Genomic DNA, 19,173 nt, shown 5'->3' on the forward strand with positions numbered 1-19,173 from the left:
CGCATGTCACACTTGTCTTTTCTTAAATTATGGCCGCTCCTGTTCATCGTCCTGCTCGTCGTGACAGGATGCCGCTCTTCACGTTCGCTACGTGGGGAACGCTTCGTTTTGGTCGTCGATGCCGGACATGGCGGAAACGACCAAGGGGCCGCCGGGCGACGATCGCTCGAAAAAGAAGTCAACCTCGAAGTGGCCCGACGCGTCTGCAAACTGATTCGCAAACAATGTCGCGACGTGGAAATCATACAAACCCGTCCCGACGACGAGTTCGTCAGCCTCAACGACCGGGCAGGCATGGCCAATTTCTACCGGGCGGATTTGTTCATCTCCATCCATTCCAATTCGGCCCGGGGATGGGCAGAAGGTACAGAAACGTTCATTCACCCTTCGGCTCGCGGAGGACGCAGTGAACGAATGGCCCGACTCATCGAACAGGAATATGTGAAAACAGGACGGGAAAGCCGAGGCGTGAAAACGGCCAACTTCGCCGTATTGCGCAATACGCGCATGCCGGCCGTATTGACAGAAATAGGATTCATATCCAACCGCAGCGAAGAACGGTTCATGAACTCCCGTAAAGGCCAGAAACGTCTGGCACGCAGCATCAGCAACGCCTTCATCCGTTACCGGCGAAGCGTTCCATAACCTTCCGGCTACAAGCTATACATTATATAATAAGGTAAAAAGATTCTATTAAGATGAAGAAAAGTTTAATCGCCCTGGCGTTCGGTACGTTCGCCTTGGGCATGGCAGAATTCGTCATGATGAGCATTCTGCCCTACGTGGCCCAGTCCATGCAATGCAGCATCCCCGAAGCCGGACATCTCATCTCGACCTACGCCATCGGCGTTTGCGTGGGTGCCCCTTCTGTGGTATTAGTAGCCCGTAAACGCCCGCTCCATCAAATCCTGTTAGGCCTCATCGTGATTTATCTGACGGGCAACCTTCTGATGGCTTCTTGCTCAGACCTCCATCTCGGTGTGCTCTTCCGGTTCATTTCCGGTTTGCCGCATGGGGCGTATTTCGGTGTAGGCTCCATCGTAGCCGACCGGCTGGCTCCTCGCGGCAAGAGCACTTCAGCCATCGCCATCATGTGCTCGGGCATGACCGTGGCCAACCTCATCGGCATCCCGGCAGGAACGTGGTTGAGCGACATGGTCTCCTGGCGTGTGATTTTCCTGTTCAACGGTGCATGGGGCATCCTCACCTTCATCCTGCTCTACCGTCTGGTTCCGCGAATGGAACCTCTTCCGAACACAGGACTGAAAGGGCAGTTCCGTTTCCTGAAAAGTGCGGCACCTTGGCTCATCATGGCCACGACCACTTTCGGAAACGGAGGTATCTTCTGCTGGTACAGTTATATCAGCCCGCTCATGAACCGGATTGCGGGATTCGCCCCTTCCGAGATCACCATGCTTATGGTATTGGCCGGAGGCAGCATGTGCGTGGGAAACCTGTTGGGTGGCAAGCTGGCCGACCGCTATACGCCGGGCAAAACCATATTGGGCGTACAGGCGATCATGATTTTAGGACTGCTCACCACTTTTTTCCTCGCGTCCTATCCAGGCATTGCCGTACTGATGCTGTGCATTTGCACGGCTTGCCTCTTCGGAGTGTCCGCACCGCAGCAACTGCTGCTGTTGCGTTTTTCCAAAGGCGGGGAAATGATGGGAGCGGCTTTGGTACAGGTTGCCTTCAATTTAGGTAACGCCGTGGGAGCGTACTGTGGCGGACTTCCCGTCACATACGGCCTGCCTTACAACTATCCAGCTCTGGTCGGTGCCGGTTTTGTGGTTATCGGCGTGATTTCCACCGCCATGTTCTGCAAAAAATACAAGAAAGAAAACTTTATGGCCTGAAAACTCTAACGCCGTAAGTTCAATACAAGCCAAGACATCACGATCTACCCACCATTGATGACACAGGACATCAATGGTGGGTTCTTTACCCCATATTCTTATAAGAAATAAGACGCATGGAATCACACAATAAAGTAATAAACTTCCATTTCATCTGCATGGCATCGTCATCAATGTCCTTGTCACCATTACAAAAATTTGTTAGTTCAATCTATAAAATGCCACGACACGGTAACCATTTTCCAAATGTTGTACAACATCTGTAGGCAATGTTGCCTTGTCCTCAAACCTATCCAGACAGTAATCTTCCAAATACCCTACTACACACCCATCGGCCATACACAATGGAATGATAATATCCGTAGGAGACAATCCTTTGTCTATATCCTTGTTTCCACCAATACGCTCTCTCATGTCATAATATAGAACAGTCCTAAGATTCCGGTTTCTCAAAAACATAACCAATTTGGATTCATATATTAACGGGCAAGTGTACATAAAGACATGCTTGTCTTTAATTAGTTGTTCGGCATCATGACGAGCCTCCAAAGGAGGCGCATATTTGCCGAAGTTGAAGAGATAAGAATGTACCAACTCACCTTTTGGCGTAAACACATGGGTCGTATCTGACATGTCATCCGTATAATAAATGCTGTCACCCACTTTTTGAAAAAGGGAATAGCCGGAATAATTGTCTTGGTCTTTCTCATCAAAGTAAGAAAACACCTTTTTGATGTTAAAAAGTGAATCTGTCATGCAAAGTTTCACATTCGTCTTTCCGGGCTTTAACGAAAACAAGAATGAACCATCGTCTAAAACTTTGAAGTCTTCTCCCCAAAAAGAAGTTTCCACCTTTTGGACGAATTCGCCACCATGGGTAAATGAAATCATCTTCTCACTGGCATCATCATATAGATAAACATAATGCTTGTCCACATCAAAAGAATTTACCCTCACATATTCCGAACCCGACCGCCCACGCTCACCATACTGCGTGATAAAATTCCCCTCCTTGTCGAACGACATCAGTTTAGATAGCCTTTCATCAAGTATGTATATAGTGTCACCGTATATCTTGAGCTTATCAAGATTCCTAAATGTATTTTGTGGTTCTTGTAGTTTTACGAACAGAACGGTGTCAATAAACGAAGAACTTATTCCTGACACTTCTTCCAAAGGCACATCAAGTTTCGTCTGTGGAACACAAGGGTTAATATCTGTTTTACTCTCCTTGCACGCAATAAAAAAGAACAGAAATAATATATAATAATGGATATATTTCATACCATTCTACTTTTAAAATTAGAACCTCCTGTACGGGAATCACTTGAAACGGCGAATCACTTCCACAAAGTCTTTCCCGTACTTTTCTTTTTTGAATTCACCGATGCCGCTGACCGTACCGAATGCTTCCACCGTTTGCGGACGAGCCTCACAAAGATTCTGCAACACCTTGTCGGACATAACGATATAAGGCGGAAAACCCTGTGCATCGGCCAGACGTTTGCGTAAAGCCCGCAAAGCCTCGAACAGTTCCTGACTGCCTGCCGCCAACGGCGCCGCTGCCGGACGACCACCCGTAAACAAAACGGGAGCCGCAACGGGACGAAGGGATTTTCGTCCGCGCTTCTGCGGCTTCTCCTCCCTGCGGATAACGGCCAGTTCCACTTTCCTACCTTTATATAAGACCTGCCTGCCGCTTTCGGTCAACTTCAGGTGGTTGCCTTCTTCGTAAGCTATCTCGAACAGACCGTTCTGCAACATCTGCATCAGGTAGTCCTGCCAATCGCGCGGCGGCACGTCGCGCCCCACCCCAAAAGTCTTCAGCGTTTCAAAATGCCCCTTCGTCACCTCCGGACTGAAATTGCCGCGCAGGATGTCCGTAAGCGTTCGGGCACTGACCTGCTCATCCGCCCGCACGATGGCACTCAAGGCTTTCTGGGCCAATATCGTGCCGTCGAACCGTTGCGGAGGGTTCTTGCACACATCGCAATTCCCGCAATCCCCGTCGGTCTGTTCCCCGAAATAATTCAGCAAGATGCGACGGCGGCACACGTCGGATTCCGCATATTCCTGCATCCGGCGCAGCTTCTCCATATTGATTTCCCGCTGTCCGCTCTCTTGGGCAAACTTGGACAACTGCACCAAATCGCCCAATGAATAAAACAATACCGTTTCTGCCGGAAGACCGTCGCGCCCGGCACGCCCGATTTCCTGGTAAAATCCTTCTATACTCTTCGGCAAATTATAATGAATCACAAAACGGACATTGGATTTGTCTATGCCCATACCGAACGCCACCGTGGCACACACCACCTGCACACGGTCGTGGATAAAACCATCCTGTGCCCTCTCGCGCTCCTCAGTAGGGAGCCCGGCATGGTAGGCCACGGCTGCTATATCATGCCCACGAAGCATCTCCGCCACGCTTTCGGTGGTCTTCTTGCTCAGGCAATATATGATTCCGCAATCGTCGGGATGCCGGGCGATAAGTTCCAATATGGCACGGTCCTTGTCTTTCTTTTGATACCCGCGTTTCACGTCAAGACTGAGGTTCGGACGATCGAAAGAAGAAATGAACACGACCGGGTCGGACAAAGCCAACTGCTTCTGTATATCCTCTCTTGTCAAACGGTCGGCCGTAGCGGTCAATGCCACAATCGGCACATCGGGAAACGTCTGCCTCAACAATCCCAATTGGGCATACTCCGGCCGGAAATCATGCCCCCATTGCGAGATACAGTGCGCTTCGTCCACTGCAAACAAGGACACTTTCATGTCCCTTATCAGATAAGGGAGTTCCAACATCAGACGTTCGGGCGAAATATACAACAGCTTCAACTCCCCTCTCAGGCAGGCGGCACGCACCCTGGCACTCTCGGCCTCGTCGTTCGCGCTGTTCAGTGCGGCCGCCGGCACACCGTTGGCCCGCAATCCCTCCACTTGGTCTTTCATCAAGGATATCAAAGGAGATATCACGACAGTCGTCCCTTCCTTCATCAACGCAGGAACCTGATAACACAAGCTCTTCCCGCCACCGGTAGGCATGAGCACCACGACATCATGTCCGGCCAAAACTTTTCCGATGATGTCTTCCTGCAAAGGACGGAAAGAGTCAAAGCCAAAATACCGTTTTAATATATTCTGCATAATTATTCACTACCTATTTTGTGAAAAACACCACAAAGATACGCCTTTTTTGCATCTTTTAATTGAATAGGCTTGTACAAGAAATAAAAAAAGGCGATTTTTGCATACAAATGAACAAACAAAAAGAATAATCATATCCGACGAAGGGGCAAAAGAAGGGCTGATTATTTTTTAATAAAACAATCCGAAGTATGGGAAAGTATAATTTAACAGAAAAGAAAGAGAAGAATGCTGCCTACCGTTCTCTGGTAAGAGCTGAACTGGTAGACGAGTTGTATGAAAAAATCCTGAAAGTGTTCGTGGTGGACAAGAAGTACCGCGACCCAAGTTATTCTGCCAAGAAACTGGCTGAAGAACTGAATACCAACACGCGTTATATCAGTGCCGTGGTCAATATCCGCTTCCATCAGAACTACTCCAGTCTGGTCAATGAGTACCGCATCAAAGATGCCCAGTATCTCCTGACGGACAAAAGATACATGGACAAGACGATGGAGGAAATTTCGGCTATGGTAGGATTTGCCAACCGCCAGTCTTTTTACGCAGCATTCTATAAAATCTTAGGTGTCACTCCGCGCGGTTACCGCATGGAACATCTCGCCAAAGAGAAGGAAGCAGCCAAGGCTTGACCAGACATGAACCAAATATAAAGGGATACATCCGTGCGATATATCCCTTTTTTTCATTCATATACCGACATGCAAACAGAAACTTTTTCCTATAATGACGAGCAATTTGCAGATTTGCAGATGCTCCGTTACCGGGTGGACGGGTTCGACCGGCTTTCCATCGCCCGGAAAAAACTGATATATTATTTGTCCGAGGCGGCACTGACCGGCCGTGACATACTTTGGGACCAGAACGGGAAATACAACCTGCGGATACGGAAAACGCTGGAGACCCTCTACACCGACTATTCCGGCGACCGGAACACTGCGGACTTCCAGGCATTCACCGTCTACCTGAAACGCGTATGGTTCTCCAACGGCATACACCACCATTACGGTTGCGAAAAGTTCAAACCGGGATTCAGTGAAACTTTCTTCCGGGAAGCCGTCCGGAACGTCCCTGCGGACAAGCTTCCGCTCGAAGATGGACAGACGGCCGAGGCGCTTTGCGACTTGCTCGCGCCTGTCATCTTCGACCCGGAAGTCATGCCTAAACGCGTCAACCAAGCCGACGGGGACGACTTGGTAAAGACCTCGGCCTGCAACTACTACGGTGACGGGGTGACCCAGACGGAAGCGGAAACCTTCTACAACACGATGAAGCAGGAGGGCGACCCACGCCCCGTCATGTACGGCATGAACAGCCGGTTGGTGAAAGCCGATGGGAAACTAAAAGAAAAAGTATGGAAATCGGGAGGCTTGTACAGCGCAGCCATCGACCGCATCATCTTTTGGTTGGAAAAAGCCGCCGACGTGGCAGAAAACGGGAAACAGGCCGAGGTACTCCGCAAACTCATCAAATTTTACCGCACCGGCGACCTGAAGACATTCGACGAATACACCATCCTGTGGGTACAGGAGACCGAAGCGATGGTGGACTTCACCAACGGTTTCACGGAAACCTACGGCGACCCGTTGGGACTGAAAGCCAGTTGGGAAGGATACGCCAACTTTAAGGACTTGGAAGCCACGGCGCGTACGGAAAAACTGAGCGCCAACGCCCAATGGTTTGAAGACCACTCTCCCGTGGACGACCGTTTCAAGAAAGCGGAATGCCGGGGGGTGTCGGCCAAGGTCATCAAGGCGGCCATCCTCGGAGGCGACCTCTATCCGGCCTCGGCCATCGGCATCAACCTGCCCAATTCCAACTGGGTGCGGGCGGAATACGGCAGCAAAAGCGTGACCATCGGCAACCTGACAGACGCTTACAACAAGGCGGCGCACGGTAACGGTTTCTTGCAGGAGTTCGTCATCGACGACGAAACGCTCCGGCTGCTCGACCGTTACCAGGATACCTGCGACGACCTGCATACCGACCTGCACGAATGCCTCGGGCATGGAAGCGGCAAACTCCTGCCGGGCGTGGACCCGGATGCCCTGAAAGCCTACGGGGCGGCCATCGAAGAAGCACGGGCCGACTTGTTCGGACTGTATTACCTGGCCGATACCAAGTTGGTGGAATTAGGGCTGACACCCGATGCCGAAGCCTACAAGGCACAATATTACGGCTACATGATGAACGGGCTGTTGACCCAAACGGTACGCATCGAACCGGGCCGTGATATCGAAGAAGCCCACATGCGCAACCGTGCCCTCATCGCCCGGTGGACCTACGAGCACGGCCGGGAAGAAGAGGTGGCCGAACTTGTAAAACGTGACGGGAAAACCTACGTCCGCATCCGCGACTATGAGAAGCTTCGCGAGTTGTTCGGCCTCCTGCTCCGCGAGATACAACGCATCAAAAGCGAAGGAGACTACGAGGCTGCACGCGACTTAGTGGAACGCTACGGCGTGAAAATCGACCCGGACCTGCACACCGAAATCCTGCAACGTTACCGGGCACTGCACCTCTCGCCCTACAAAGGCTTTATCAATCCGGTCTACACGCCGGTCTACAATGAACAAAAAGAAATCACCGACATCAAGGTGGAATACGGCGAAGCCTACGACGTACAAATGCTGCGCTACAGCCGGGACTATGCCACCCTGCCTTACTGCAACGAATAATGGACATACCAGAAACCATCCGAAAGATAAAAACGGAGTTGCGCCTCGCCATGAACGGCGTGGCTTCTGCCTACATGCGTGAAAACGGCATGAACTATAAACTGAACTTCGGGGTGGAACTTCCTCGGCTCCGTGACATCGCCGCCGGGTTTCCCGCAGACCACGACCTGGCCCAAGCCTTGTGGAAAGAAGACATCCGGGAATGCAAGCTGTTGGCAGCCATGCTCCAACCCACCGATACGTTCTATCCCGAAATCGCCGACATTTGGGTGGAAGCGATGCCCAATACGGAAATCGCACAACATACCGTGCAGAACTTGTTCTGCCGCCTGCCCTACGCCTCGCAGAAAGCGTACGAATGGATTGCCTCGGAAGACGACATGTTCCAGCAATGCGGCTACCTGATCCTGGCACGCCTGTTCATGCAGGGCCTCCGCCCCAACGAACGCTCGGCCGACGAGTTTCTCGACCAAGCCCGCACGGCCCTGCACGCGCCCCTCCCCGTACGCCGCGCCGCCGTCTCGGCCTTACAGAAATACCAGGCATTGGACGACGCGGCACACGAGGCAGGGGAAAAGATTCTCCGGGAAGCCGGATTCTGAACTTCCCACAAAAATAGGACGCACATCATTCTGATTTTAAAGAAAAAAAGATTAACTTTGTGCGGTTTGGTAAAACAAAAGCTTTTATAGGAATATGAAAAAAGGAAAAGTAGATGCCCTGTTAGGCATCGTTTTCGGAGACGAAGGCAAAGGAAAAGTGGTAGACGTGTTTACCCCGGAATATGACGTGGTGGCCCGTTTCGCAGGCGGCCCGAATGCCGGACACACCATCATTTTCGAAGGCAAGAAGTTCGTGCTCCGCTCCATCCCTTCGGGCATCTTCGCAAAAGACAAAGTGAACATCATCGGCAACGGTTGCGTCATCGCTCCGGACTTGTTCATGGCCGAAGCCAAGGAACTGGAGGCCGCAGGATACGACCTGAAAGGACGTCTGCACATCAGCAAGCGCGCCCACCTGATCCTGCCTACCCACCGTGTCCTGGACCGTGCCTACGAAGCCGCCAAAGGTAAGGCCAAAGTGGGCACCACCGGCAAGGGCATCGGCCCCACATACAGCGACAAAGCCGCACGTATCGGCTTGCGCGTGGGTGACATCCTCGACCGCTTTGAAGAAAAATATGCAGCTCTGAAAGCACGCCACAAACAGATACTGAAAGACTTACACTATACGGACTACGACATCACGGACGAAGAAAAGCTCTGGTTGGAGGGCGTGGAATACTTGCGCGGTTTCCACCTGACAGACACGGAAATCGAAATCAACCGTTACCTGAAGGAAGGCAAGAACGTGTTGGCCGAAGGCGCTCAAGGCACCATGCTCGACATCGACCACGGAACCTATCCTTTCGTCAGCTCTTCCAATACCACTAGCGGAGGCGTATGCACGGGACTGGGCGTAGGCCCGACGGACATCCGTGAAGTGTTCGGTATCTTCAAGGCATACAGCACACGCGTAGGCTCGGGTCCGTTCCCCGTAGAGTTGTTCGACGAGACTGGCGACACGCTCCGCGAAGTAGGACACGAATACGGTGCCGTGACGGGACGCAACCGCCGTTGCGGTTGGGTGGATTTGGTGGCATTGAAGTATGCCATCATGATCAACGGCGTGACGCAGCTCATCATGATGAAAAGCGACGTGCTCGACGGGTTCGACACCATCAAGGCGTGCGTGGCCTACAAGAAAGACGGCGTGGTGATGGAAGACATGCCTTTCGAGACGGAAGGCTGCGAAGCCGTCTACAAGGAACTTCCGGGTTGGAAGGAAGACTTGTCGCACATGACGGACGAGAGCCAGTTCCCGCAAGCTTTCAAGGACTACATCCGTTTCCTCGAAACGGAATTGGAGACTCCGATTACGATCCTGTCCGTAGGTCCCGACCGCGCACAGACCATCGTACGTAAAAAATAAAATCTGTTTCATAAGCAAATGCCTGAGCCAGCCCCCTTAAGGCTCGGGCACAGCCCCGTCCTTCCGGCCTTTCCCGCCTATAGGACGGGGCTTCTCATTCCCCCCGCCTCCCATCCACCATGCTGTAAAACATATCCAGTCAACCTTGCCCCCCCGTCAAAATAGTATAAATTTGTTCTGAAAACTTTATTTCTATCCGTTTACACTTTATGAGACAAGTTAAAAAAACTATCCTCTTCCTGCTCATAGCCTTTCTAACCTCTTGCACAGAAAAGTCAGGGAAAAGCACTTTGGAATTTGCACAAACCTTGCATTTTGCCGAAGAAGCCTGCCAATCGGTCAACGAAAGGGTGGACTCGGTCATCTACCTGCCCCTGCAATCCACGGAGCAGTCTGCCCTGCGGAACATCGACAAGATGTATTTCCGGAACGGCCTGATTTACGCCGGCGACCTCAGCAGCCGCAAGGTCGCAGCCTTCCACAACGACGGGACAGTGGCATTCGTTGTCAACCGCTCCGGGCACGGCGAAGGGGAATACCAGGACTTCAAGAGCTTCACGGTGGATGGAGAACACATCTACGTGGTAGACAACACACGCCGCGCCGTCCTCCTCTACGACTGCCGCACAGGAACCTATGAGGAACAAAAACCGCTGCCCGTCATGTCGTGGGACATCGAGGCTGCAACCAACGGAGAGTTCCTCCTGACCTTTGTCCCGAACATAGGAGGACTGCCGGCTATCGCCCAACCGCTCTGCCGCGTCTTCATCACAGACGCGGATTTCCAGATACGGAAAGGGCTTTTCGAGTATGATGAAAACTATCGGGATGCCCTGGGGCTGCAGACCTACTTCACCCACGACGAGGAGCACATATACTTCTCCTCCTATTGGTTTGACGGAATGACCGCTTTCGACATCCATAACCCCGAAAACTACGAACACATCGCCATAGATTTCGAGAACCGGCTGACGGAAGAGGAACGTACGGGCAAAAGCCCGCTCGACCGCAGCGCGGCCAACTATCTGGGCGCGACCCCGTTTTTCACCTCCCATTACATCGGCATGCTCATCACCGGACCGGAATATTCCACCGACTACCTGTATGACAAACGGGACAGTGTGTTCTGCACCAACATCGAGGAGGATTGCAGCGGCGCGTTCCTGTTGCCCGTCGCCACCTGCCGTGACATGTTCGTCAGCTACATTTCCGATTACGACACTTATGCGGCATTGGTGGAATGCGGTTTCCCTCCGGCTGACAAGGCCACGGAAGAGGCATTGGGCAACGGCGACACCGTCCTCCTCTTCTACAAAATGAAACCTTACCCCCCACCTACAAAGAGAGCCGGACTGCCCACTGCAATCCGGCTCTCTTTATATCCCGTCACGACATAGGGCTTTCCGTATGTTCCTCATCGCAGTTCGTGCCGCATGGAAGCCACGTCCTCGGGATTGGCTCCCAGTTCCATGGCCTTGTCCAAATCGGCACGGGCTTCTTTCTTCCGCTTCGTCTCGATGTAGAGCGCGGCACGGTTGAGCAAATAATCAATGTTCTTCGGTTCCAAAGAAATCGCTTTCGTGAAATCCGCCTCAGCCGCCTCGTATTGCTTGCGCGTCTGTTCCAAACCGGCACGTACGGCATAGAGGATGGCATGGTCCGGCGCGGCAGCCACCATGGCATTGATCTGCTCCATGGCCTCCCGCGGACGGTTGTCTTTCTCATTCAACAGCACCAAGCCGATACGCGCCTCTTCGTGTGCAGGGTTCAGCTTGAGCAAAGCCTCGTAATCCGCACGCGCCCTCCTGTAAAGCCGTTGCCCGGTATAGATATACGCACGCATGAAAAGCGCTTCCTGCTCGTCGGCCTTCCAGTCCAACACGTCGCTATAGTCCACCAAAGCCTTCTCCTTGTTGCCCAACTGCATGTAGAGCTTGGCCCGTGCCATGCGGAGCGGCAAGACGTGGGGAGCCACGTTCAGCCCCATCGTGTAGCTCTCCAAGGCTTTCTCCGGCTTGCCCCGGTGCTCCTGCATCCGTCCAATCTGGTAGTATATCATGGCATTGGAACGCTGCGCCGGTTCAATGCGCATGGCCTCACGGAACAGACGCTCGGCCTTCTCCGTACTGTCCGCCGACATGGACTCCAACGCCCGCCGCACGTACGTCCTATAGTCCGACACCTGAGCCTGACAGACGGTTGCCGCCAAACACAACCCCAAAGTCAATTTCCACTTTCCCATACTCCCTCCTTTTTTGATTGATACCTGAAACCTCGCGAGAAGGATTCTATTCGCAAATATAAGCATTTTGACAGACACGGCCTCGACTTTCCGACCCTAAATTCAGGACTACGGGCGTTTCAGCATCCCAAGACCTGTCCTTGCAAAATAACAGCAAAACACACATTATTGCGCTAAAAAGACACAAAAACAGTTGTTTTCCGCCTCTCTTTCCTTCCATAAATCCTCCAACCGGCAGCAAATCCAGAGTAAATCAGATACAAAATTTCACAATTCAGGGCTAAATCCAAATGAATATTTACCACTTTTAAGAATCATTTAAAGCCAAACGGAAAATCATTTTCAGCCGAATGATTTCTCATTTGGCTGAAAATGATTTTCGGTTCGGTGAAAAACAGCGTTTTTCTGTCCTGAAAGTGGAAAACCAAGTGGGTTTGAGAGGGTATATTCTTCTATTTGAATGATTTCTTATGTCAAGTTCCGCATGACGGATTGTACGGAGAATGGGATGTGTGGCTCACCCGTCCACGAACGGTAAGCGCAAAAAACGGTTTTCCGGCTGACACGATGTCTGTTCAAACCGCCTGAAGGCTGACACAGCGATTCTGCTAGCCCCCGCGTAAATCGTTTATTTTCGAGCACTCCAATAATTGGGCCGAAATAAAGAAGTTTTGAAAGGGTAAAAATGACAATCTGTCAATGGTAGCATTTTGTCAAGTCTATAAGGATTCAATATTTATCCATTAAAAATGATGAAAACCTTTGGCTGTCCCACACTTTCTCCATACATTTGAGCAACCTACATAATGAAGAGCGAATGAAAGACCTTACCATTTGTTGCACCTGCCCCCAAAACGGACAGGACAAAACATTGCCTCATCCTGCATCCGGCAAAATGCAGGTTCTCAGAATCCTCGTCCTCTTACTGTCCCTCCTTACGACAAGAGCCGTAAAGGCACTGTCTCCATCTGCCCCTTCGGACGGGAGGCAAATAGAAAAGTATCTCCAAAAATCATACCAGGAATACATGGAGGCCATCAACACCGATGACAGAAAAACAGAGGAAAAGTTTCTTCAAAATCTGCTCACCCCGGAAATGAAGGAAAAACGGGCGCGACTGGCATGCGCCACGGATAGCGACCCCATGATTCGGGCGCAAGACGTTACGGAATATTCCATCCAGTCCGTACGCTGCAGGCATCTGTGCGGCTGTTGGTACGAAGTGTCATACCGCCCGTACCCCCAAGATTCAACGACCTATATCCCGTTACGCATCACGACAGATTCCTTGGGAAAGACACGTATTTCGTACGTAACACCTGATTGGGGCAACCGTAATTACGGGGATTATTGGTTTGATATTCCTGAGGAAAAGGTCATAGACCACCAAGACGGGAAGACATTTGTGGAAACCTTTTACAAGTCGTACGCCCATACTTACATAAAAATGGAACCGGATTTGGAACAAGGCTTGAAACACTTGCGAGAGACCTACTGTACCCCCGCCATGCAGGAAAAATACGTCCGGTCGAAAAAAGAAGTGGAACTGGAAGATCCTATGTTCGACCCCGTCATAGGAAATGACGACTTCGATGTCTTTTGGTACAGTTCTTTACAGGTCCATCCCACCAAAAACAAAGAATGCTTCACGGTAAGCTACAGCTACACAAAACTTCAAGTTACCCTCCAATGCCAAGACGGCAAATATAAAATAGCCGACGTGGAACTTATCCCTTAAAAACACCCTCAAAAAGAAAATACGCCATGGAATCATACTTGGAAAACTACACCGTGCGCTACAACATGTCTGCGAGAAAAGACACCGTAAGGGTCAAGAACCTGACTTGCCCTTACATTGACAGGGAGGGCAAGGCTTTCGTCTTGCTCAAAGACAGGACGGGACTGTAAAGAAACGCATTGCAACCATGAGACTGCCATTTTAATCTTATATTTATAGGAAATAGTCATGAAGAAAACGTTTATCGGATATCTGTTAGCACTTATTCCATTATCCTCCTATTCCTGCTTGCAAGCAGGAATAGGAGACAATACACCTGAAAAGGAATATCAAACCATACTTATGGAGAACGACAGCCTGAGACCTACCCAGAAATGGACATTCAGGTATGACGATAAGAATTTCCCATGCGACCACGGAGCGTACGATGGTACGATTAAAGGTTTCGATGCGGACGGTAAGGGGCATTTTTACATTTTAGGTGGAGAACCCGTCCGATTGGCTTGTTTCATAGGAGAGAACATGGAATGGAGCCGAGACCTCGGCTTGTCCATGAGACACTGCCAAAATGCTTTATTCAAGATAGTAAACGATTCCATTTATTTCATAAATGAAGTCAAATACATTTATTCTTATGATAAGGAAAACTCTACTTATTTCAAAGATGAAGCCAAATTCATTTCTTACCAGGACGAAGCCAATTCCATATTTCGTATCCACAAAAGCGGCAAAGGAAAGTTAGAACGTTTCCCCCTACACATAGATGGGGAATACCTTGAGGGGAAATTGCGAGACAACGGTTTTTATGTAGTGGCAAGACCCGATAATGTACCCGACAGCGTTTCGCTCGATGACAGAAGCCACGACATAGGCTATCTCTTCACATACCCTAATAAATTGCAAAATAAGGTCAGCGGAGGAAACGGCATTGCCAAGTTGCGCCTTGACGGCATACCGGTATTTATTGATTTGGAAAACAATCCCCCTTATACGGGTTTCTATGGGAAAACTGACAACTTTCTTATATATGGTTCCATAGACTATGACATCGGTTCGATTGCAATAATAGACACGATACGCCGCACCATAACAAAACATCCCATTTCCGGCTTGCCACGATTGGACGCGACAACCGGTTGGTTTCCGGGTGGCGCACTATGTTCTGACAATACAACAGTTATTGTCAACAAGCATCTGTACGCAATAGGATACGACAATATAAAAATGACTTATACCATCGTGGAATATGATTTAAGCCCCATATTACATCTTGCACATGCAACCGCCCAACCGTCAGCATTCCGAACTTTCTTGTCTGGGTTTAAGAAATGCTCCCAAATCAATCTTTCGTCATTTGGAGAGAAAATCATATCCGATTCAGCTTTGATAGACGGCGACATGTATGCCCGTTTTCTTCCTCCCATACAAGACGACTGCCTTTGCGAACAGTATAATGTCTTTTGGCAAAAAGGAAGTTACATGGAGTGTGGAGGTTTTATCACCGTCATGCTGAAAAGGCACTGCCAAGACTACAAGGACGGGAACAGCCAATATTTCATAGAGAATCTTGTCACCGACTATATGCTCGTCACATATTCATGCGACGGTGAAATTCTGGATTTTAAAACGGTAGGACACGACGGGAGGGCATACTTCACACGTATAGCCCCCAAAGGACAGGCACCAAACTTCCTTGTGGAGCAAGGCTCTTTGGACGATTGTACTTCAATCCTCCGATACCAAGACTTGACCTACACGGTAAGAACGTACGAATACAACGTAAGCCCGGACGGGAAAATCAAAGAGAGAACAACCGGAACAGCCCAAAAAGAAACCATTAAAAATCCGGAGAACGACCGCGCCCCTATCCGGTTTGACGAATTTATGTCCTATTTTAAGAAATGGGAAAAACCTTATGTCAACGATTCCTTATTCATACCTTCCACCCAACAAGCCTACTTACCTTTTCCGGAATGCTTCTCCCTCATTCCGGACACCCTCGATTGCGGGTGTTGGACACGCGACCTCCAATGGACACCCGGCCGATACATCGAAAGCAAGGAACGCTATTTCTTTTTCGTCACCAAAGGTTGCATGACTCCTCATCGCGCCCCGTCTCCATATGCGGATTACATGGTACTGGAGTTCAGTAAAGACGGTATATTTAAGGAAGCCTCGAATATCTTTCATGCAACTGACGACTCGGATATCGAGGATTTACCATTAGCATTAACTTTACGGCTAAAACGTTCCCTTGATTCAACTGTCATTAAAGAGATTTACAGAAAGCCATGAAACATACCATTTTAATCTTAGCCCACAAAGGTCAATCTGCGGGTTTGACTTATTTTATACATAAAAAGTAACGAAAACATTTGGCCGTCCCGAACATTCTCCATACATTTGGAACAACCTACATAATGAAAAGCAAATGAAAGACCTTACCATTTGGTGCACATACCATAAAGACGAACAAATCCAACAATTCGGATTACTGGAAGATGACGTAATGCGCCTCTTCAAGGGTAATGATACCGGAATCGAGGGAGAGAACATCAACCACCTGAATCCGTTCTATTCCGAAATAGTCACTTTATATTATGTATGGAAAAACGGAATCCAAAGCCGGAGAGTGGGATTCTGCCATTACCGCAGGCGGTTCGGACGAATAGCGGATGTGGAACCCGGCACATGCCAAGGGTTGGCCATCAACCGTAACTGCCATGTCTTCGGTCACTACAAGGGTGCACATAAAATCCCGACCAATTTATATCAGAAATAAAATCAAAAGATGAAAATATCAAGTATTTTAATGAAAAAAGCAATGGATGCATTCACCTTGAAAATCCCCAACCATAAGTTTGTATTCATTACAATAATCTTATCAATCACATTGATTTCAGTTAGTACCATACCTCTTTCCGCACAAGAACGTGTGGACATTGACACCCTATGGTATCGTTACCATAATCCAGAGCAAGACCATTATCCGGACTTGCTTCCCGAAGACTGTTATATGGAATTGTATTTGGAAAACGGCATATTGAAGAAAGGGTACTTTTGGGGAACGAGTGACGAGTTTGAACAAGCTCGTGAAGGCTACGAGTGCGGCTATTTCGTCATGCCCATGACGGATATAAAACAAGACAAAGACTCCATTTCATTCCGTCTGGACATTGTCAAGACCTCAAGCGGCGAGAAAGTCAACACTTTCGTCAAAGCCCCCATCGACCGCCATATCCGTTCCTGGCAGGAAGCCACGTCCCGCTATCAGACGTGGGAACCCTTTACCGACCGGATGGAGGATGAGATACAAATGAGTATCTCCTTTGCCCAGTGGTTGGAAAATGACGTTGTACGGTATGGCATGTCTCCGATGAAAGATTCTATAACAGTCAAGAATCTGACCTGTCCTTACAACGATAAGAACGGTAGGGTCTTCGTCTTGCTGAAAGGCAAAATTCCATTATCCTCCTAATTCCTGTTTGCAAGCAGGAATAGGGGACAACGTACCTGAAAAGGACTATCAAACCATCCGTATGGAGAACGACAGCCTGAGACCTACCCGGGAAATGGACATTCAATTATGACGATGATTCTAAAAATTGTGATGCTTACTTCATCTATGTCACACCCAAATAAATAACGAATGAAGCTGATAATAAAACTAATAAAGATTGTCGTCCGTATTTTTGCGGCAATAGTGCTTTTGCTCATCCTGATCGTGGCAATAGGTTTAACCATACAGCATTTCACCACAAAAAAGGCATACAAATACCATATAAGTCAAATACAAGCTGAACGAATCGCCTTGTGCGATTCGTTCGCTCATGGCATCAACTTATATAAGTTGTCATTCGAGACTGTCCCGACCGGTTATAAACATGGACTCTTCGTTGGAGGAATTGAACCTTATTTAGAGGGATGCGCAGACAGCCTGACGAATATTACATTCATGGCCACTCCACAGGCTTCAGGAAACGTACTCATTCCTCTACAAATAAAAGGAAATAAGGTAGAAGCATTGACCCTACAAGAATGTACCGGTAAAGACACCATTGACGGAGACTTCTATGACAACACCAAGGATTTGGGAGCGTTTTTGCAAAAAGGAAGGCATCATCTAGAAAATCCCGCTCATAGCAGTCGCATCTTACATGGAGGTACCTTGTTTATCGCCACGCCCAAACATATTGGGGCACTGCATCGCATCATCATCCGATTTGAGAATGGACAACTTGTATGCCAAGTCTGCCAAGGCACGCCCAAAGCCTACTTCATCAAAAGCATCGTAACAAATACACCTGAAAGGCTCGAAAAAGTTATCAACCTGAACTCAAACAACCAAGAAATGCCAAACGAACTATAAATGAATAAAAGAAAAACATACCTCTTCGACGTAAAAAGCCCTACTTGGATAGCAATTACAGTGTGCCTTGCACTTTTTGTAACTGTAATCCATGGATGCAAACATTCCGATGAAACTCTCCCGTCAGACAAGAAAGCAAAACGAGAGCGTTTTCAGGCCGGAATGCGTTTAAATACATTATCATGCAGGAGGGATTTGGAAAGCGCGCTCCTGTTTATTGACACACTGCACACCCGATATCCCCGCGACCCTCAATTCTACTTCGGCGAAGGATGGATATACCAGATGAAAAATGACAGCGTCAAGGCACGCTCTTGTTTCACGAGGGCTGTGGCTATATACGATTCATTGATAGCGGTAAAAAAGGATTTCGGAGACCAGATAAACCGTGCTTTTATCATTCTAATTTTAGATGGAAGAAAGGCGTACAACCAAAGCCTGGACGAAATCCTACGTACATCAAGAAATCCTCATGATTCACTCGTCATTGAAGAGATTTGGAGGAAAGTCATCTATAAAAAGGAGGATTTGTTCAAGCCTGAGATGCTAATAACCCTTCCCGATTCAATCACACAACGACATTAAAGCCATGAGACATGCCATTTTAATCTTAGCCCACAAAAACATCGGGCAATTATGCAGGTTAGCCGGATATTTCGAAAAGGATTGCGACGTATTCATCCATATAGACAAAAAGCAATCCGTCACACGCGAAGAGGAAGAAAAGTTACGTAGTTACAAACAAGTGAAAGCTGTTTCGCGTGAATATGACGTGAACTGGGGCGGTACAAGCGTATTGGAAAGCGAAATGCACCTGTTGCGTATGGCTGTACAACGCAGCGATGCCGATTACTTCCATCTTATCAGCGGACAAGACTACCCAACCCGTCCGTTAGATTATTTCCTAGAGTTCTTTGACCGGAATGCGGGAAAAGAATACATCGGATACCTGCATTTGCCGCATCCGAACTGGGAAGACAATACTTTCCGCCGACTGCAATATTATTATCCATACGACTATGCCGCAAGCAAAAGGAATCCACGCGGGTGGGTCAGGGAACAGGTAAGGCAACAACAGGTCAAAAGGGCCAAACGCCCCATTCCCGACGAGTTCGACCATCTGTACGGCAGTTCGCAATGGTAGTCCATTACCCGAAAGGCTGCCACCA

The 19,173-nt window shown here is 49.1% G+C and carries 18 protein-coding genes; 15 read left to right on the forward strand and 3 right to left on the reverse strand.

Features of this window, described 5'->3' with window-relative positions:
• Nucleotides 1–3: 3 nt before the first annotated feature.
• Complete coding sequence (locus tag AC5RDV_RS10195; RefSeq protein ID WP_040602772.1) at nucleotides 4–645, forward strand: N-acetylmuramoyl-L-alanine amidase family protein; 642 nt, start codon at nucleotides 4–6, stop codon at nucleotides 643–645.
• 53 nt (nucleotides 646–698) lie between these two features.
• Nucleotides 699–1,859, forward strand: a complete 1,161-nt coding sequence (gene araJ, locus AC5RDV_RS10200) for an MFS transporter AraJ (protein ID WP_282747891.1) — start codon at nucleotides 699–701, stop codon at nucleotides 1,857–1,859.
• A 201-nt stretch (nucleotides 1,860–2,060) separates the two neighbouring features.
• Here araJ and AC5RDV_RS10205 read toward each other — a convergent pair whose 3' ends face one another.
• Together AC5RDV_RS10205 and recQ are read right to left on the reverse strand one after the other, a co-directional pair.
• Nucleotides 2,061–3,143, reverse strand: coding sequence for a DUF4934 domain-containing protein (locus AC5RDV_RS10205; protein WP_008626901.1), 1,083 nt, complete (start codon nucleotides 3,141–3,143; stop codon nucleotides 2,061–2,063).
• Nucleotides 3,144–3,182: 39 nt separating this feature from the next.
• A complete protein-coding gene (recQ, locus tag AC5RDV_RS10210) occupies nucleotides 3,183–5,009 on the reverse strand; it encodes a DNA helicase RecQ (protein ID WP_282747889.1) in 1,827 nt (608 codons plus the stop codon).
• Between the two features lie 191 nt (nucleotides 5,010–5,200).
• Between recQ and AC5RDV_RS10215 the strand changes: the two genes are divergently transcribed.
• From AC5RDV_RS10215 to AC5RDV_RS10235, 5 genes are all read left to right on the forward strand, one after another.
• Nucleotides 5,201–5,638 (forward strand): helix-turn-helix domain-containing protein, encoded by a 438-nt coding sequence (locus tag AC5RDV_RS10215; RefSeq protein ID WP_008626905.1) that lies wholly within the window; start codon nucleotides 5,201–5,203, stop codon nucleotides 5,636–5,638.
• Between the two features lie 69 nt (nucleotides 5,639–5,707).
• On the forward strand, nucleotides 5,708–7,684 hold the full coding sequence (locus AC5RDV_RS10220) for a dipeptidyl-peptidase 3 family protein (RefSeq protein WP_282747888.1): 1,977 nt from the start codon (nucleotides 5,708–5,710) through the stop codon (nucleotides 7,682–7,684).
• The gene (locus tag AC5RDV_RS10225) at nucleotides 7,684–8,286 is read left to right on the forward strand and encodes a DNA alkylation repair protein (protein WP_282747887.1); all 603 of its coding nucleotides are present in this window, start codon (nucleotides 7,684–7,686) and stop codon (nucleotides 8,284–8,286) included. The genes AC5RDV_RS10220 and AC5RDV_RS10225 overlap by 1 nt, the downstream gene beginning before the upstream one ends.
• A gap of 94 nt (nucleotides 8,287–8,380) precedes the next feature.
• Nucleotides 8,381–9,655 (forward strand): adenylosuccinate synthase, encoded by a 1,275-nt coding sequence (locus AC5RDV_RS10230; protein WP_008626909.1) that lies wholly within the window; start codon nucleotides 8,381–8,383, stop codon nucleotides 9,653–9,655.
• Nucleotides 9,656–9,864: 209 nt separating this feature from the next.
• Nucleotides 9,865–11,052 (forward strand): DUF4934 domain-containing protein, encoded by a 1,188-nt coding sequence (locus AC5RDV_RS10235; RefSeq protein WP_337408910.1) that lies wholly within the window; start codon nucleotides 9,865–9,867, stop codon nucleotides 11,050–11,052.
• A 17-nt stretch (nucleotides 11,053–11,069) separates the two neighbouring features.
• On the opposite strand, the gene AC5RDV_RS10240 is transcribed toward AC5RDV_RS10235, so the two are convergent.
• Nucleotides 11,070–11,897 (reverse strand): tetratricopeptide repeat protein, encoded by an 828-nt coding sequence (locus AC5RDV_RS10240; RefSeq protein WP_040602776.1) that lies wholly within the window; start codon nucleotides 11,895–11,897, stop codon nucleotides 11,070–11,072.
• Nucleotides 11,898–12,714: 817 nt separating this feature from the next.
• Here AC5RDV_RS10240 and AC5RDV_RS10245 point away from each other — a divergent pair.
• The 8 genes from AC5RDV_RS10245 to AC5RDV_RS10280 all read left to right on the forward strand — a co-directional run bounded on the left by AC5RDV_RS10245 (nucleotide 12,715) and on the right by AC5RDV_RS10280 (nucleotide 19,148).
• On the forward strand, nucleotides 12,715–13,635 hold the full coding sequence (locus AC5RDV_RS10245; RefSeq protein ID WP_087944081.1) for a DUF3828 domain-containing protein: 921 nt from the start codon (nucleotides 12,715–12,717) through the stop codon (nucleotides 13,633–13,635).
• 26 nt (nucleotides 13,636–13,661) lie between these two features.
• Nucleotides 13,662–13,805: a hypothetical protein gene (locus AC5RDV_RS10250; RefSeq protein ID WP_008626919.1), complete on the forward strand. Its 144-nt coding sequence runs from the start codon at nucleotides 13,662–13,664 to the stop codon at nucleotides 13,803–13,805.
• A gap of 58 nt (nucleotides 13,806–13,863) precedes the next feature.
• Entirely contained in the window at nucleotides 13,864–15,930 is a 2,067-nt protein-coding gene (locus AC5RDV_RS10255) for a hypothetical protein (protein WP_282747885.1), read from the forward strand.
• 136 nt (nucleotides 15,931–16,066) lie between these two features.
• Entirely contained in the window at nucleotides 16,067–16,417 is a 351-nt protein-coding gene (locus AC5RDV_RS10260) for a DUF4422 domain-containing protein (protein WP_282747884.1), read from the forward strand.
• Between the two features lie 42 nt (nucleotides 16,418–16,459).
• Complete coding sequence (locus AC5RDV_RS10265; RefSeq protein WP_282747883.1) at nucleotides 16,460–17,113, forward strand: hypothetical protein; 654 nt, start codon at nucleotides 16,460–16,462, stop codon at nucleotides 17,111–17,113.
• Between the two features lie 171 nt (nucleotides 17,114–17,284).
• On the forward strand, nucleotides 17,285–18,004 hold the full coding sequence (locus AC5RDV_RS10270) for a hypothetical protein (protein WP_282747882.1): 720 nt from the start codon (nucleotides 17,285–17,287) through the stop codon (nucleotides 18,002–18,004).
• Entirely contained in the window at nucleotides 18,005–18,589 is a 585-nt protein-coding gene (locus AC5RDV_RS10275) for a hypothetical protein (RefSeq protein WP_282747881.1), read from the forward strand. It begins immediately after the preceding gene.
• Between the two features lie 4 nt (nucleotides 18,590–18,593).
• The gene (locus AC5RDV_RS10280) at nucleotides 18,594–19,148 is read left to right on the forward strand and encodes a beta-1,6-N-acetylglucosaminyltransferase (protein WP_282747880.1); all 555 of its coding nucleotides are present in this window, start codon (nucleotides 18,594–18,596) and stop codon (nucleotides 19,146–19,148) included.
• The last annotated feature ends 25 nt before the right edge of the window (nucleotides 19,149–19,173 follow it).

The sequence above is a fragment of the Paraprevotella sp. genome, from assembly GCF_986071375.1.

Bases quoted from the DNA above. Each gene is read 5' to 3' on its own strand.
- araJ (WP_282747891.1), top strand. From the start codon at position 699: ATGAAGAAAAGTTTAATCGCCCTGGCGTTCGGTACGTTCGCCTTGGGC.
- AC5RDV_RS10235 (WP_337408910.1), top strand. From the start codon at position 9,865: ATGAGACAAGTTAAAAAAACTATCCTCTTCCTGCTCATAGCCTTTCTA.
- AC5RDV_RS10260 (WP_282747884.1), top strand. From the start codon at position 16,067: ATGAAAGACCTTACCATTTGGTGCACATACCATAAAGACGAACAAATC.
- AC5RDV_RS10270 (WP_282747882.1), top strand. From the start codon at position 17,285: ATGAAGCTGATAATAAAACTAATAAAGATTGTCGTCCGTATTTTTGCG.
- AC5RDV_RS10255 (WP_282747885.1), top strand. From the start codon at position 13,864: ATGAAGAAAACGTTTATCGGATATCTGTTAGCACTTATTCCATTATCC.
- AC5RDV_RS10225 (WP_282747887.1), top strand. From the start codon at position 7,684: ATGGACATACCAGAAACCATCCGAAAGATAAAAACGGAGTTGCGCCTC.
- AC5RDV_RS10250 (WP_008626919.1), top strand. From the start codon at position 13,662: ATGGAATCATACTTGGAAAACTACACCGTGCGCTACAACATGTCTGCG.
- AC5RDV_RS10230 (WP_008626909.1), top strand. From the start codon at position 8,381: ATGAAAAAAGGAAAAGTAGATGCCCTGTTAGGCATCGTTTTCGGAGAC.
- AC5RDV_RS10195 (WP_040602772.1), top strand. From the start codon at position 4: ATGTCACACTTGTCTTTTCTTAAATTATGGCCGCTCCTGTTCATCGTC.
- AC5RDV_RS10220 (WP_282747888.1), top strand. From the start codon at position 5,708: ATGCAAACAGAAACTTTTTCCTATAATGACGAGCAATTTGCAGATTTG.
- AC5RDV_RS10245 (WP_087944081.1), top strand. From the start codon at position 12,715: ATGAAAGACCTTACCATTTGTTGCACCTGCCCCCAAAACGGACAGGAC.
- AC5RDV_RS10275 (WP_282747881.1), top strand. From the start codon at position 18,005: ATGAATAAAAGAAAAACATACCTCTTCGACGTAAAAAGCCCTACTTGG.
- AC5RDV_RS10240 (WP_040602776.1), bottom strand. From the start codon at position 11,897: ATGGGAAAGTGGAAATTGACTTTGGGGTTGTGTTTGGCGGCAACCGTC.
- AC5RDV_RS10215 (WP_008626905.1), top strand. From the start codon at position 5,201: ATGGGAAAGTATAATTTAACAGAAAAGAAAGAGAAGAATGCTGCCTAC.
- recQ (WP_282747889.1), bottom strand. From the start codon at position 5,009: ATGCAGAATATATTAAAACGGTATTTTGGCTTTGACTCTTTCCGTCCT.
- AC5RDV_RS10280 (WP_282747880.1), top strand. From the start codon at position 18,594: ATGAGACATGCCATTTTAATCTTAGCCCACAAAAACATCGGGCAATTA.
- AC5RDV_RS10265 (WP_282747883.1), top strand. From the start codon at position 16,460: ATGGATGCATTCACCTTGAAAATCCCCAACCATAAGTTTGTATTCATT.
- AC5RDV_RS10205 (WP_008626901.1), bottom strand. From the start codon at position 3,143: ATGAAATATATCCATTATTATATATTATTTCTGTTCTTTTTTATTGCG.